At 53.1% G+C, this 14,878-nt stretch carries 9 protein-coding genes; 4 read left to right on the plus strand and 5 right to left on the minus strand.

Annotated features, from left to right (window positions below):
- Positions 1–176 precede the first annotated feature (176 nt).
- Genes glgB through glgC form a run of 3 tightly spaced genes read right to left on the minus strand, consistent with a single transcriptional unit; the run spans position 177 to position 5,289 of the window.
- Complete coding sequence (gene glgB / locus IMCC3135_RS12045) at positions 177–2,426, minus strand: 1,4-alpha-glucan branching protein GlgB (protein WP_088917833.1); 2,250 nt, start codon at positions 2,424–2,426, stop codon at positions 177–179.
- Positions 2,423–3,976 (minus strand): glycogen synthase, encoded by a 1,554-nt coding sequence (locus IMCC3135_RS12050; protein ID WP_088917834.1) that lies wholly within the window; start codon positions 3,974–3,976, stop codon positions 2,423–2,425. Before IMCC3135_RS12050 ends, glgB begins: the two co-directional genes overlap by 4 nt.
- Positions 3,977–4,017: 41 nt before the next feature.
- A complete protein-coding gene (gene glgC / locus IMCC3135_RS12055) occupies positions 4,018–5,289 on the minus strand; it encodes a glucose-1-phosphate adenylyltransferase (RefSeq protein ID WP_088917835.1) in 1,272 nt (423 codons plus the stop codon).
- Between the two features lie 183 nt (positions 5,290–5,472).
- Between glgC and IMCC3135_RS12060 the strand changes: the two genes are divergently transcribed.
- Genes IMCC3135_RS12060 through IMCC3135_RS12075 form a run of 4 tightly spaced genes read left to right on the plus strand, consistent with a single transcriptional unit; the run spans position 5,473 to position 12,832 of the window.
- On the plus strand, positions 5,473–7,998 hold the full coding sequence (locus tag IMCC3135_RS12060; protein ID WP_088917836.1) for a glycogen/starch/alpha-glucan phosphorylase: 2,526 nt from the start codon (positions 5,473–5,475) through the stop codon (positions 7,996–7,998).
- 7 nt (positions 7,999–8,005) lie between these two features.
- Positions 8,006–10,135 carry a glycogen debranching protein GlgX gene (gene glgX, locus IMCC3135_RS12065; protein WP_088917837.1) on the plus strand — a complete coding sequence of 710 codons (2,130 nt, stop codon included), beginning with the start codon at positions 8,006–8,008 and terminating at the stop codon, positions 10,133–10,135.
- 45 nt (positions 10,136–10,180) lie between these two features.
- Positions 10,181–10,939, plus strand: a complete 759-nt coding sequence (locus tag IMCC3135_RS12070; protein WP_088917838.1) for a hypothetical protein — start codon at positions 10,181–10,183, stop codon at positions 10,937–10,939.
- 57 nt (positions 10,940–10,996) lie between these two features.
- Complete coding sequence (locus IMCC3135_RS12075; RefSeq protein ID WP_088917839.1) at positions 10,997–12,832, plus strand: CHASE domain-containing protein; 1,836 nt, start codon at positions 10,997–10,999, stop codon at positions 12,830–12,832.
- A 64-nt stretch (positions 12,833–12,896) separates the two neighbouring features.
- Here the strand turns inward: IMCC3135_RS12075 and IMCC3135_RS12080 are convergent, their stop codons facing one another.
- Entirely contained in the window at positions 12,897–13,760 is an 864-nt protein-coding gene (locus IMCC3135_RS12080) for a glycoside hydrolase family 16 protein (RefSeq protein ID WP_088917840.1), read from the minus strand.
- A gap of 101 nt (positions 13,761–13,861) precedes the next feature.
- Positions 13,862–14,875, minus strand: a complete 1,014-nt coding sequence (gene galE / locus IMCC3135_RS12085) for a UDP-glucose 4-epimerase GalE (protein ID WP_335589292.1) — start codon at positions 14,873–14,875, stop codon at positions 13,862–13,864.
- Between the last annotated feature and the right edge of the window lie 3 nt (positions 14,876–14,878).

Below are 14,878 nucleotides of genomic sequence, written 5' to 3' on the forward strand. Positions count from 1 at the left end.
TTCTGTGGTACCGGTAGTCAGGTTTCGGATACAAATGGCGAGCTCAGAAGCACTTTTGCGATAAACGCATAAGAGCAACCCCGGGTCGCATCTGGATGCAACGCCGGAGGTTGGTGCCTTGAGCCTGCTATTTGTGCCTACAACCCGTAAGTGTATCGCAGGCTTTGCTTGTCGTGCTAGTCCGGACCGGTATGCTCGAGTATCAGTACCCCTAACGGCGGCAGGGTAAGGCTCAATGAGGCAGGGCGATTATGCGCAGATTCACTGCTTGCCATGACACCAGAAGCGCTTTGTTTGTCGGGCTGGCCGGGGGTTTCTTCGCGCAGGAAATGATGATTGCCTTGTCCGCTGCCGCCGTAACACTCGGCATCGGTGTTTATCAATTCCTGATAAAAGCCGACTTCATTGACGCCGATAAGGTAATCGTTGCGAATGACAGGGGTGAAATTGCAGACGATGACACAGCTGCGCTTGCGATCCTTGGAGTATCGATAGAATGAGATGACGCTCTGGGCGTGATCGTCGCAATCTATCCACTCAAAGCCCTGACTATCGCAATCGGATTCGTGCAGCGCCGGGTGCTCGGCGTAAAGATGGTTCAGGTCGCGGACCAGAGACTGGATTCCCTCATGTTTTGCCTCTTCCAGCAAGTGCCACTGAATACTGCCGCTGTGCTGCCATTCTGTGTACTGGGCAATTTCGCCGCCCATGAAATTGAGCTTCTTGCCGGGGTAACCCCACATCATGCCGTACAGGGCGCGCAGGTTGGCAAACTTCTGCCAATCATCGCCGGGCATCTTGTTGATCATGGAGCCTTTGCCGTAGACCACTTCGTCGTGTGAGAAAGGCAGACAGAAGTTCTCGCTGAACGCGTAGATCATGCCAAAAGTGAGGCTGTTGTGGTGATACCGGCGGTAGGCGGAATCCTTGCTCATGTATTCGAGCATGTCGTGCATCCAGCCCATATTCCACTTGAAGGTGAAGCCAAGCCCGTTGTTATAGGTTGGGTGACTGACACCGGGAAAGCTGGTGGACTCTTCTGCCAGTGTTATGCCGCCTTCTGCATGCACCAGGATATTCATGCTTTTGAGAAAGTCGACGGCTTCCAGGTTTTCGCGACCGCCAAACCGGTTCGGAATCCACTGGCCCTGTTCCCTCGAGTAATCAAGGTAGAGCATCGAGGCCACGGCATCCACCCGCAGACCGTCAAGGTGGAATTCACGGATCCAGTACAGAGCATTGCTCAAAAGGTAGTTGGAAACCTCCGCACGTCCGAAGTTGTAGATCAGTGTCTGCCAATCCTGATGCATTCCCTGTCGCGGATCTGCATGTTCGTACAGATGAGTGCCGTCAAATTCACCGAGACCATGAGCGTCGGTGGGAAAGTGCGCAGGCACCCAGTCCATGATGACGCCGATATCGGCCGCATGGCAAGCATCGACAAAATGTCGAAAATCGTCAGGGCTGCCGAAGCGGGAGGTGGGAGCGAACAGTCCTATGGGCTGGTAGCCCCAGGAGCCATCGAAGGGATGTTCGGTAATGGGCATCAACTCGATATGAGTGAAGCCATTTTCAATGGCATAAGGCAGCAGTGTTTTTGCCATCTCGACGTAAGTCAGGGATTCGCCATGCATATTCAGGCGCCAGGAGCCTGCATGCACTTCATAGATGGAGATAGGCCGTTCGCGCATGTCGACGCCTTTCTTTTTCTCCTGGTATTCGTCATCACTCCAGATGAACTGACTTTCGAAAACGATAGACGCATTGCCTGGCGGTTGCTCGAAATAGGGAGCGTAAGGGTCATGCTTGAGCGGTAGCATCCGGCCGTCGTTGGCGATGATTTCGAATTTATACAGAGCCCCGTTGCCTACACCCGGGATGAAAATGTCCCAGACACCACTGCCGGGGTGTGCCCGCATGACATGTCGCCTGCCGTCCCAGTCATTGAAGTCTCCCACCACGCTGACTCGTCGGGCATTGGGTGCCCAGACAGCGAACTGCACACCGGCTACGCCGTTGAACTGCATGCTGTTGGAGCCCAGCACATTGTAGAGCTCCTGATGAGTGCCTTCATTGAGAAGGTAGCGATCCATTTCACCCATGGGGGATGTCATGGAGTAGGCATCGATAACTTCCCAGCTCTGTTCTTCGTTGGCAAGTTCCAGGCGGTAAGGGCCGGCCGGTGTGTTGAAAACGTGCTCGAACAGCCCATCAGGGTGTACGCGTGTCAGTGCTGATTTCTTGCCTTGCTCGTCAATGACATTGACACTTTGCACATGCGGCTGGAAGGTTCTGATAACCGAGCTTCCAGACAGGGCTGCAGCGCTGGCATCAGCAAGTGGATGCTGTCCCAATACTGCAAAGGGTTCCGGATGCCTGCCTTCGACAATAGCATTGACTTCGGCGTGATCAAGAATGGAATTCATGAGTACAACTCCGAAAGATAGCGTGAGGCACTGTCGTGCCATTCAAAACGTTGCAGGCGAGATTGTGCAGCGATTTTACGAAAGGTATCGGGCTTTTTCTCGCGCATGGATAATACGGAGTCCAGACGTTGCAGCAGAGCGGTGGACTGAGACTCCAGAGAGTCACCAGAGAACAGAAAACCGTCTACATCATCGTCGATAGTGTCACATAAACCCCCGACAGCGTGAGCCAGACAAGGTTGAGCGTGTCGCATGGCCAGCATCTGGCTGATTCCACAAGGTTCGAATGAGCTGGGCATCAGGAACAGATCGCCGTTACTGAACAGCAGATCTGACAGGGTCTGTGAGTACTGATTAAGAAAAATGAAATGCGGGTGACGTGTGGCGATGTCGCGGCAGTGTTGTTCGAGCAAGGTATCCCCGGAGCCCAATAGCAGCAGCATACCTCGGCCCGACATGGAGGTGAGGATGATATCCAGAGGAATACGACCATCGCTCAGTGGCTGGAGCAGCAAGGCCATTTTCTGATCGGTAAGCCGCCCCACGCTGGTGATGATATGAGCAGGGCGCGGTTGGTTGGCCCAGCGCAGCAGACGTTGGTGGGCAGTGTAATCCAGTGTACGCAGCTCTGGTTTGCGAGCTATCAGCCCCAGCATTTCGTCAGCGGCGGCTTGCATGAAACCAGCCCAGCTCATGCGCTTGGCTACCGGAGTGTCGTAGTCGATGCCATTGATGATGCCCACCAGTCTGCCTTGTGTTGCTGCCATCTGCAGGTCTGCTTCAAGCCCTTCACCACCATGAAAGCCGCGCGCAGCATCATTGGCTTGAACAATTTCCCGTGCGTAGGTTGGCGACACGGTATGCACCACGTCCGCCAGACGGATGGCTGAAGCAATAGGGTTGACGCATTGTGGCCAACGGGGGTCGGCCAGTGCGCTTGGATCATATTGCAAGTGCGGGAACCAGGCTTGCAACGATGAAGGATTTTCGGCAAAGGGGCGGATGCCCTGAAGTGCCAGATTGTGAATACTGAAGACAACCTTCAGCTCTTGCAGCGACTGATAGGTGTGATCATATTTGATGAGTGCGGCTGCCAGCCCGGTATGCCAGTCATGTAAATGCAGGACATCGACCGCGCCTGTCATGCTTTCCTGAATGACACTCAGGCTGGCGACACAGAAAAGTGCAAATTTATTGGCATCGGTGGCAAAGGGTTGATCGGCGTCATCGTCACAATAGACACGTCCCACGCCGCCTGCTGCGAGCAGGGGGTGGTGTATGACCAGATAGCGAACCCCAGGGTCACGTTCGGCAAATAATTCAAAGACCTCAATGCGCTCGGTGCGACCTCGAAACAGGCAGGTACAGACACCCAGGAGCGTGGCCCCCGGCAATCGGTGAAATGCGCCATAGGCAGGGATGATCACGGTGACCGTTGCGCCTTGACTGGCTAGTGTTCTGGGGATGTCGCGTACGACATCGCCTATCCCACCCACCTTGCCGCCGGGAATCGTGTCGTTCTCGGCGGCGAGCATGCATATATGAGTCATGTTTAGTGCGTTACGCCTCTGGACTGTCGAATAGGACTACTCTAACGCGCAAAATGGAGCTTCTGATCAAAATGGTCAGAGGTCACCAGAGTGATGCCGCTCTCTGTCACCCGGAAACCCTTGGCGCGATCAGCATCAGCATCGAAACCGACCTCCGTCCCTTCGGGGAGGATAGTGCCGGTATCAATAATGGCTCGTTTGATTTTGCAATTTCTACCTACTTCTACATCTGGCATGATGACCGAATCCTCGATCTCGCTGTAGGAGCGAATCCGCACATTGCTGAAGAGCAGTGAGTTTCTGGCCTGACCACCTGAAATGATACAGCCGCCGGAGACGATGCAGTTGAGTGCCATGCCTCGCCTGTCAGCGGTGTCGTGTACGAACTTTGCTGAGGGGAGTTGCATCTGGTAGGTGTAGATAGGCCAGGAGGTGTCGTACAAGTCCAGTTCCGGTTCGAAATCAACCAGCTCCATGTTGGCTTCCCAGAATGCGTCCAGGGTTCCAACATCGCGCCAGTATGGCTGACCGGCAGGTTCTTTCTGGTCATCACCCAGGCGGAAGGCAAAGATATCGTAGTTTTCAACAATATGCGGAAGCATGTCATTACCGAAATCATGTGAACTGCCGGGAGAGTCTGCGTCGCGGATCAGTTCTTGATACAGGAAGTTGGTGTTGAACACGTAATTGCCCATGGAGGCCAGGACGCGTCCTGGCTTGCCCGGGATTTCAGCAGGTTCGGCCGGTTTTTCCTGAAACTCGAGCACTCGGCCTTCTGTGTCTACCTTGACGACACCAAAAGCGCCGGCGGCTTCCTCGACCGAGACTTCCACACAACAGAGAGTCATGTCGGCCTCGCGTTTGTTATGAGAGGCAATCAATGGACCATAATCCATCTTGTAGATATGGTCGCCACCCAGTACCAGAACAAACTTGGGCTTGTGCGTTCGGATGATATCCAGGTTCTGATAGACAGCATCAGCCGTACCTTTGTACCAACCGTCGTCAACTCGCATGGAGGCCGGTAATATTTCGACGAATTCGTCAAATTCTGCCTTGAAGCCTGACCAGCCACGGCTGATGTGACGTACCAGCGAGTGCGACTTGTATTGAGTTGCGACGCCGACCCGACGAATTCCGGAGTTGATGCAATTTGACAAGGCAAAATCAATGATACGAAATTTGCCACCGAATGGCACCGCAGGCTTGGCTCGCCATTGCGTCAATTCATGGAGTCTGCTTCCTTGTCCACCTGCGAGAATCAAGGCTAATGTGTCTCTTGTCAGCAGAGATATCTGTCTTTCCTCTATCATGCGCTTACCGCCACTGTGTGTTGATGGGTCCAGCTTAACTAAAAAGCAGGCCTGTTGGCAAAGCACTTGTGAATGAAAATCGGTTTATTTTTGAAATGAAGGACGTCTGCCTGTTTCGTCTTAACACATGACGCCCTGCAGGGCTCTATAAACTGGTTCACGAACTCGACAAACACTGCAAGTATGACTTCAAACACCGCAAGTAAACCGACCGACGCCCTTGAGGCCCGTGATCTGATCAGCGCAGGCAATACCTGGGAAGACAGGCTGCTGTCATTGCAATCAGATACGCAGTCTCTGCGAGACTCAGTCATCCGCCATCTGTCACAGACACTGGGTCGTGATGTGGGCAATACATCCGCACAGTATTTGTACAAGGCGGTGGCGTTGAGCGTGCGTGACAGGCTGATGCAACGTTGGCTGGCAACTCGACAGACGGTAGAAGTCGATGCACCTCGGCAAACCTGCTACCTGTCGATGGAGTATCTGATGGGAAGGGCGCTGCGTAACGCAGTTCACAATCTGTCGCTGGGCGAGGAGCTGGGAGCTGCACTGGAGGAACTGGGCCTGACGCTGGAGAAGATCGAACAGCTGGAAACAGATGCGGGTCTGGGCAACGGCGGACTGGGTCGGTTAGCAGCCTGCTTTCTGGATAGCTGTGCCTCGCTGGGTTTGCCTGTAACAGGCTATGGCCTGCGTTATCGGTATGGCATGTTTCGGCAGTCCATTCATGAAGGTCATCAGATTGAACATCCGGACAACTGGCTTAACGAAGGTCATATATGGGAGCTGGAACGTCCGGAGCTCAGCTGTTCGGTACGTTTCGGCGGTCGCGTCGAGCTGCTTACTCAGGAAGATGGTTCGGTTATTCATCGTTGGGTTGATACCGATGATGTGCGCGCGGTACCGTTTGATGTACCGGTCCCTGGCTACGCCAATGGCGTTGTGAATACGCTGCGTTTATGGAGTTCGACAGCGACCCATGAGTTCAATCTCAGTGAATTCAATGCAGGTGGCTATACAGAGGCTGTATCGGCAAAGAACTCCGCTGAAAACATCTCGATGGTGCTTTATCCGAATGATAGTAGTGAGAATGGCAAGGCTCTTCGACTGCGTCAGCAGTATTTTCTGGTTAGTGCCAGCCTCCAGGATGCGCTGCGTATCTGGTTGTTGAAAAACGACGGCTTCACCGGCTTTGCCGATGCATACTGCTTTCAGCTCAACGATACTCACCCGAGCCTGGCGGTTGCTGAATTGATGCGTCTGCTGGTGGATGAGCATGAGCTGTCCTGGGACGATGCCTGGTCGATCACGACTCGGGTAATGGCCTATACAAACCACACATTGCTGCCAGAAGCACTGGAATGCTGGTCTTTGGCGTTGATTGGCGGCTTGCTGCCGCGGCCGACTGAAATCATCCAGGAGATCAATCGTCGTTTTCTGCGAGAGTTGGAAGAAGCTATGCCAGCTCAGTTGCAACAGCATGCCGAGATGTCGATTATTTCCTTTGATGAGCATCCGGTTGTACGAATGGCTCACCTGGCTATCGTGGGAAGTTTTTCCATCAACGGTGTTGCGGCCCTGCATTCCAGGCTCTTGCAAGAAGGTTTGTTCAAGAACTTCAATACATTGTGGCCTGAACGATTCAACAACAAGACAAATGGTGTGACGCAGCGGCGATGGCTGGCCTATTGCAATCCGTTGCTGAGTAATCTTCTCGACAAGGTGCTGGGAGAGCAGTGGGTTAGCCAGCTGGAACAACTGGAACAGCTGGCACCGATGGCTGAAAGTGATACTTTTCAGTCACATTGGAATACTATTCGGCGCCAGAATAAGCAAGCTCTGGCACAGTTGGTTGCTGAACGTTCTGGTGTGATAGTGAGTCCGGACATGCTGTTTGATGTACAGGTAAAACGCATGCATGAATACAAGCGTCAGCTACTGTGCGTACTGCATGCTGTGCACGTATATCTCGATCTGCTCGATGGTCGCGAGCATCCGCCCCGGTTCGTGCTGATTGCCGGCAAAGCGGCACCGGGATATTACATGGCCAAGTCGATCATCAAGCTGATCAATAATGTGGCAGAAGTCATCAATAATGATGAACGGGTCGAAGGCAAGCTCAAGCTTGTATTTCTACCTGACTACAATGTTTCCGCCATGGAGGTCATCTGCCCGGCCGCCGATCTGTCAGAGCAGGTGTCAACAGCCGGCAAAGAGGCGTCAGGCACCGGTAACATGAAATTCATGATGAACGGCGCTGTGACCATCGGTACGCTGGATGGCGCCAATGTCGAAATTCGCGAGGCCGTCGGTGAGGCCAATTTCTTCCTGTTCGGGTTAACCGTGGATCAGGTGGATGAATGTCGGGGCAACTATTCACCGGCAGACATCATTGCGGGCGATGAGCGACTGAGTCGATTGTTTGCAGCGTTTGATGATGGGATGTTCGATGAAGGTGAGCCGGGGCTGATCCGCAATGTCATCGATGCGGCTCGCAGTGCCCATGATTCATGGTTGACGGTAGCCGATCTGCCAGCTTATCTCGATGCGCAAATGCAGGTTGAAGCAGTCTGGGAAAACTCAGCTGAATGGACTCGCATGAGTATCCTGAATACGGCACACAGCTCCAGATTTTCCACTGATCGCACCATGCGAGACTACAACCGCGACATCTGGCGCCTGCAGCCGATGACATTGCCGGAGTAATCATCTAATGACGAAATTACAAGCTGGACGAAACTGGCCTCTGGGAGCCAGTAGTGACGCCTCGGGTGTGAACTTTGCGCTCTTTTCAAAACATGCCAGCCGCGTCGAACTCTGTCTGTTTGATGCCAGCGGTTCCAGAGAAACACAGCGACTGGAACTGCCAGTGCAAACCGATGGAGTCTGGCACGGTTATCTGCCCGGGGCCAAAGCGGGAACACTGTATGGTTATCGGGTACATGGTGCCTATGAGCCGACCAATGGGCATCGCTTCAATGCGAATAAGTTGCTGGTAGACCCCTATGCGAAAAAGCTGCATGGCGGACTGATCTGGAATGATGCAAATTATGGTTTCATCCGTGGCCATGCAGATGCTGATTTATCGTTTGACCAACGCGACAGCGCGCCTTTTGTACCCAAATGTGTCGTGGTGCCGGAAAGCAGGCGTCCGGGTAAACGACATGCACCTCACCTGAATTCGAAAAATCAGCCGCGCCAGAGACCACGGCTGCATGAGGCCGTTATCTACGAAGCCCATACCAAGGGTTTGACTGCGATGCTGGCACAGCTTTCACCCGCACGACGAGGTAAGTATGCAGCGCTGGGTACAAAGCCTGTTATCAATTATCTGCGCTCTCTGGGTGTCACTGCGCTGGAGTTGCTGCCAGTACACCTTTTTCTTGATGACGATTTTCTGGTGGAGAAAGATCTTGTCAATTACTGGGGCTACCAGAGTCTGTGTTTCATGATTCCCGATGCGCGCTATGCCGGTTCGGATGACGCAGCCTCTGAATTCAAGGATATGGTCAAGGCTTTGCACAAGGCAGAAATCGAAGTAATACTCGATGTGGTTTATAACCATACAGCCGAAGGTAATGAAATGGGGCCAACCTTGTGTTATAGAGGGATTGATAACCTCTCTTATTACCGGCTCGAACGTAATCCGCGTTTTTACGTGAACGATAGCGGCACAGGTAATACCTTGTCAGTAGAGAATCCTCGCGTCTTGCAGATGGTCATGGACAGCTTGCGTTTTTGGGCAAGTGATATGCAGGTCGACGGTTTTCGATTTGATCTTGCCACCATATTGGGTCGTGAGACTCATGGCTTTGATCGTGGTGCAGGTTTTTTCGATGCTATTGCTCAGGACCCACAATTGGCAGATGTACACCTGATTGCCGAGCCCTGGGATATAGGACCTGGTGGTTATCAGTTGGGACAATACCCGGCTCGCTGGTCAGAATGGAATGACAAGTTTCGTGACACTGCTCGATGCTTCTGGAATTCACACGCCGATGTGCTGCCTGAGTTTTCAGACAGATTGCTGGGTAGCAGCTCATTGTTCGAATGGCAGGGGCGCGACCCTGCGTCAAGTGTGAATCTGATTACAGCCCATGACGGGTTTACCTTGCGCGATACCGTCAGTTATCTGCACAAGCATAATGAAGCCAATGGCGAAGGTAATCGCGATGGGCACAGCAGCAATCATTCCAACAACTACGGTGTGGAAGGGGATAGCGATGATCCGGCCATCCTGCAGATTCGCTCAAGACAGCAACGCAATCTGTTGTGTACCTTGTTTCTGTCGCAGGGTTCTCCCATGCTGTTGGGAGGCGATGAGCGTAATCGCACACAGCATGGCAACAACAATGCCTATTGTCAGGACAATGCGTCAATCTGGATAGACTGGGTTGAGGACAAGGAATCCAAGGAGTTGCTGGCGTTCACGCAGCGCCTGATTGCACTGCGTGCCAATCAGCCAGTCTTGCGTCGTAACTGGTATCTGCATGGACAACATCGATCGATCAGTACCGACTTGCCGGATGTTGTCTGGTTGAACCGGGTTGCCATGCTGATGAGTGAGGCTGACTGGCACAGTGCCAATGGTGCGTTTGTCGCCTTGCAATTGATGGGTGATGCCATTCCTGAAGATCAGGATATAGAGCCTTCAGATACGCTGCTGCTTCTGTTCAATGGCAGTAGGGATGATGTCAGCTTTCCACTGACTTCCGAGCAGCTGGCGGGTGAGACCTGGTTACTGGAAATCGATACAGCACAGCCCCTGGTGACAGGCACGAAGGTTGAATTGCAGATTGACTGTCTGGCACATTCGGTGATCGCGCTGCGTTTGCGTGCGTGAGCGCTGGTATAATTTTGCCGATTGAGTACGGTTCAGTGACCTAACATGAAGTCCAAGTATCCGGCGTCGCATCTGTTACGCCAATTTCTACTGTTTGCCCTGACAGTCCTGTTCCTGTTGACGTTGATTCGCGCCGCCTATGGACTCTGGCAGTTTCCCAAACTGTCTCAGGCCGATCGAGTATTACCCTGGTTTGTCGAAGGGCTTCGCTATGATGTCGCTCTGGTCGGATTGATCTGCTTCATTCCGGTGGTCGTGGGTTCCTTGCTATCAATGCTGAGCAAAACACGTGCTCTGGCAAAGTTCATGATTTCAGCATTTCTGCTTTCCGGGTTGCTGCTGGTACTTGTCATGGAACTCATCACCCCCTGGTTTCTGCAAACTCAAGGCTTGCGACCCGACGTGGCGCTGTTGGGCCAGATAGAGCACCCCGCAGCAGTGCTGGCTACGGTATTTTCGGAGCAATCAATACCTTTGTCGGTCGCATCCTTTCTTTGTGTACTGATACTGGTGACTTTCTGGGGGCGGATGGAGATGCGACGTTTTCTCAAGTACCGCCTGTCCGTGCCCAGTGCTCTGAGCTTGTCAATCGTAGGCGGGATGGTCTGTATTCTTGCCATTCGCTCCTCTTCGGACATGAGCAGGCCAGGGCTGTCGCCTCTGGATTCGCTGATCAGCGAGGATGCCATCGTTAACGACCTTACGATGAACACCACCTACAAACTACTCTATTCCATCGTACAGCCGTCGCCTGTCACTGTACCTCTGGATGCATCTGGGCTACCGGTTCAGTTCGATGAATAACGGTTAATTACGGGGCTATTTGCTCCACGATGGTGCGCTAATTGCGTGCCTTCGCGCATGACGACTATCACGCATCAGTTGAGACGGCTTTGTTGCGGATGGGCGAATGCCCTGCCGGTTAGTGCATTGCTGGTTGGCATCACCTTTACAGCGTTAGTCGCCAACTCAGCCTATCAGGCGTTACAGGAAGACAGGCTGGCCGAGTTGGAGCTCAGAGCTCAGAATCTGATGGAAGAGGTCGAGCAGATCTTTTCAGATCAGCAATATCTGTTGTCGAGCTTGCGAAGTCTCTTTGATGGTTCCTCGAACGTCAGTCGTCTGGATTTCGAGCGATATCTTGATTCCATCGATATGGCCAGTAATTTCCCAAGTGCCTATGCGGTGGCCTGGTACCTGAGAGTGCCTCATCACAAGCTTGCAGAGTTTGAGCAGATTGTGCGTAACGATCGCTCACTAGACCCACGTGGTTATCCTGATTTCAAGGTGCACCCGCAAGTGGATGCACCTGAGCATCATGTGATTACCTATCGGTATCCAAGCACGGAAAACAAGCACGTTTTCGGCTTTGATCTTAGTAGCCGCAATAAGCGCATTCTCTCCATCGAGCGTGCTCGGGATACGGCTTCACTTACCGCGACTGCGCCTCTGAAATTGCTTAACAATGGTGCATCGGATCAGGGGCTATTGCTGATGCTGCCTGTTTACAACATCAATAATCCACAGAGTCTGCAACAGCGGCGCCAGAGCTATATCGGTACCTTATCCGGAGTCTTCAAGGTCAACGTACTGATGGCTGATTCGATGCAGAATGAATTCACGGCTATTGCGATCAGGGATTTGACCGATGTCGTGCGTGAAGCGCCCGGTGCCGGATTTGTTCAAAAGGGTGCGGACAAGGTGCTGGAACCAGAGCCATTTTACCGCACTGGCATATCATCGGAATCATTGACGACTTTGTCCAGTACCATTTATGTCGGTGGGCGCGAATGGGAATTCGAAATGAGTATGGATGCCGCGTCGATGGCGTCTTTGAAAGACAATACGCTGTGCTGGATTATTGTGATGATTGGCCTTGTTTCCACTGTGCTTGCCAGTCTGGGTGCTGCCAATCTGACGAACGCCAGAAACAAAGTCGTCAAGCAAGTAGAGTCTCTAGCCTCTGAGCTGAGTAAGGCGAATAGCGATCGTGAGCGATACAGCAACGATCTGAGTCAGTTTGCATATGTGGCTTCTCACGATTTGAATACCCCCGTTCGGACCGTCGACATGTCAGTGAGCCTGCTTGAGGACGCACTGACCAACCGCATGGATCCGCAAGTACGCGAGTACCTGACCAATTTGCGCGATTCGGCAGAGCGTATGCGGGTACTGGTTGATGATTTGCAGGATTTCGCACAAGTGGAGCGTGAAACATTGCAGTGGGCAGACCTGGATTTGAATGCCATTGTTGCCAGTGTTGAGCAAGAACTGATGACGGAGTTAAAGGATTCGGATGGCACGGTGACTACTGGCGAGCTGCCCATCCTTCGGGGTGATCAGAAACAGCTGGAAAAATTGTTCAGCAATCTTTTGTCCAACGCCATCCGGTTCAGGCATGCGCAGAGAGCGCCACAGATCCACATCAATGCCTGCCTGGTCGGTTCAGATTGGGAAGTGCGAGTATCTGACAATGGCATGGGCATTGATGAACGTTTTCATGAAAAGATTTTTGAGCCTTTTCAGCGTCTTCATGCAGGCGCAGATTCTGGTGGTACTGGTCTGGGTCTGGGTATCTGCAAGCAGATTGTTGAGTGCCATGATGGCGAGCTGTACGTTGAATTGTCCAGCGATGCAGGCACCACCATTGTTATCCGACTGCCTGTTCGCGAAGTGGTGTTGAAACAGGCAGCCTGATTTTTTCCAGCAAAGCCGTCAGGCAAGTTTTCTCTGGATGTACAACTTCAAGAGAACGGGTGAATCAGGATGAACAACTATCGTTGTGAGTCCATGCCCGAACATAATCGATGTTGAAGCTGGCAGGGAACTCGGTCGTGGCATCCGGTGAACCGGGCCAGGTGCCGCCCACCGCCAGGTTCAGCAGAAAGTGCACGGGACGGGTGTAGTCACCGGGAGTCGGACTGGAGGCCTTCCATTGGCCGTCCAGATACCAGTTGACCGATTCAGGGGTCCAGACCACGCTGTAGAGATGAAAGTCCTTGGTCAGGTCTGACTTCATCGTATGGTCAAAGGGGAAGGAGGTCAGTTCGCCTGTCTCATTGGTATGCAGGGTTGTATGGTAAGTGTTGGGCTGATGGCCCAGGTTTTCCATTACATCGATCTCCGGCAGAACGGCAACACCCTCTGGCCATTGATCGAAGCTGGGTAGTAGCCAGAATGCCGACCAGAGTCCCTGGCCGGCGGGTAGCTGTGCACGAACCTCAAAGCGTCCGTATTGCTGGGAGAAGTTCTTTTCAGTGGTCAGCACGCCGGATACATAGGGCTGGCCTTCGACGACACCGCGCAGAGCTCGGGGTGTGACAGATGCTGTGATGCTCAGAATGCCATCATCGATTGAAAAGGGCGAGACACCGTGTTGCTGCGGATCAATGTAGAACTGTTGCTCATCATTGATGATGGTTTCACGCGACCAGATGTACTGAGTGCGCCAGATGCCTTCGGGGTTGGCTTCGCTCCACAGGGAAAGCTTGTCGAATGGCTCCTCGAAACTTACGTTCCAGCAGGCGTCATCGAGTGGCATTTTCTCTGATTGAGCTAACGTTGTTCCGGAAAAACCGGCAAGAGATGCCAGCAGGAAAAGGTGCTTGTGGGTCATTTTCTTCATGTGGCCAGTATCGCCCGTCCTGTCGAAAGGGTGGGGATTCCGAAATTACGATTCTGTTGGCCCGCCCTCAGCCGCTATGGCAGCTGAGGGCGGGTCGATGGCTAGTTGGCAGGTGGGTGCGCAGAGAACCAGTTCCAGGCATGCTGGATGCTCTCTTTGACGTCAGCGTGCACAGGGCTCCACTGCAATTCACTCATGGCGCGTGATGCGTCGGCAACCAGCTCTGGTGGGTCGCCAGCACGACGGGCGACACTGTTATAGCTGAAATCCACTCCGGTGACTTCCCGACAGGCATCAATGATTTCCAGAACCGTATAGCCACGGTTGACGCCCAGATTGAACTGCTCGGCGCCCAGATCCGGCGTCTTGAGCATGCGTTCGAAGGCGGCGATATGCGCGCTGCACAGATCGTTGACATGGATGTAGTCACGAACACAGGTGCCATCACGGGTATCAAAGTCGTTACCGAATACCTTCAGTGCCGTATCCGTCGGATTACCTCCGGATTGGACTCTCAAGGCCTCAAACAGGATCAGGGGCAGCAGGTGGGTCTCCGGGTCGTGTCGTTCACCCAGGCTGCCGTCTTCTGCACAGCCAGCTGCATTGAAATAACGCAAGGCAACGCTACGAAAACCATAGGCAACGCTGTAGTCCTTGAGAATCTGCTCGACCATGAGCTTGGATTGCCCATAGGGGTTGATCGGGTTTTGGGGGGTTGCTTCGGTAATGGGCAGGTTTTCTGGTACACCATAAGTGGCGCAGGTTGATGAGAAAACAAGCTTGTTGACCTGGTGGGCACGCATCGTATCAAGCAGGCACTGGGTACCTGTCACATTGTTGCGATAATACAAGGCGGGTTCGTGTACGGATTCTCCGACGTAGGCCAGTGCCGCAAAATGCATGACCGCTTCTATGTCGTGAGACTCGAAAACACTGTTGAGGCGATCTGTATCATGCAGATCGCCCTCAATGAGTACGCCTGCGGTGACAGCATCCCGATTGCCGCGCTCCAGGTTGTCGTAGACCACGACGTCAAATCCGCGCTGATCCAGCATACGAACCATGTGGGAGCCTATGTATCCGGCGCCGCCGGTAACCAATATGGTTTTACTCACGAT

Origin of the sequence: Granulosicoccus antarcticus IMCC3135 (assembly GCF_002215215.1) — a bacterium.
In the GTDB taxonomy this organism is placed as follows: domain Bacteria; phylum Pseudomonadota; class Gammaproteobacteria; order Granulosicoccales; family Granulosicoccaceae; genus Granulosicoccus; species Granulosicoccus antarcticus.

What these genes read in the sequence shown, in the direction of transcription:
- IMCC3135_RS12060 (WP_088917836.1), top strand. Translation starts at nt 5,473, where the DNA reads ATGACTTCAAACACCGCAAGTAAACCGACCGACGCCCTTGAGGCCCGT.
- glgX (WP_088917837.1), top strand. Translation starts at nt 8,006, where the DNA reads ATGACGAAATTACAAGCTGGACGAAACTGGCCTCTGGGAGCCAGTAGT.
- IMCC3135_RS12050 (WP_088917834.1), bottom strand. Translation starts at nt 3,976, where the DNA reads ATGACTCATATATGCATGCTCGCCGCCGAGAACGACACGATTCCCGGC.
- glgC (WP_088917835.1), bottom strand. Translation starts at nt 5,289, where the DNA reads ATGATAGAGGAAAGACAGATATCTCTGCTGACAAGAGACACATTAGCC.
- IMCC3135_RS12070 (WP_088917838.1), top strand. Translation starts at nt 10,181, where the DNA reads ATGAAGTCCAAGTATCCGGCGTCGCATCTGTTACGCCAATTTCTACTG.
- IMCC3135_RS12080 (WP_088917840.1), bottom strand. Translation starts at nt 13,760, where the DNA reads ATGAAGAAAATGACCCACAAGCACCTTTTCCTGCTGGCATCTCTTGCC.
- IMCC3135_RS12075 (WP_088917839.1), top strand. Translation starts at nt 10,997, where the DNA reads ATGACGACTATCACGCATCAGTTGAGACGGCTTTGTTGCGGATGGGCG.
- glgB (WP_088917833.1), bottom strand. Translation starts at nt 2,426, where the DNA reads ATGAATTCCATTCTTGATCACGCCGAAGTCAATGCTATTGTCGAAGGC.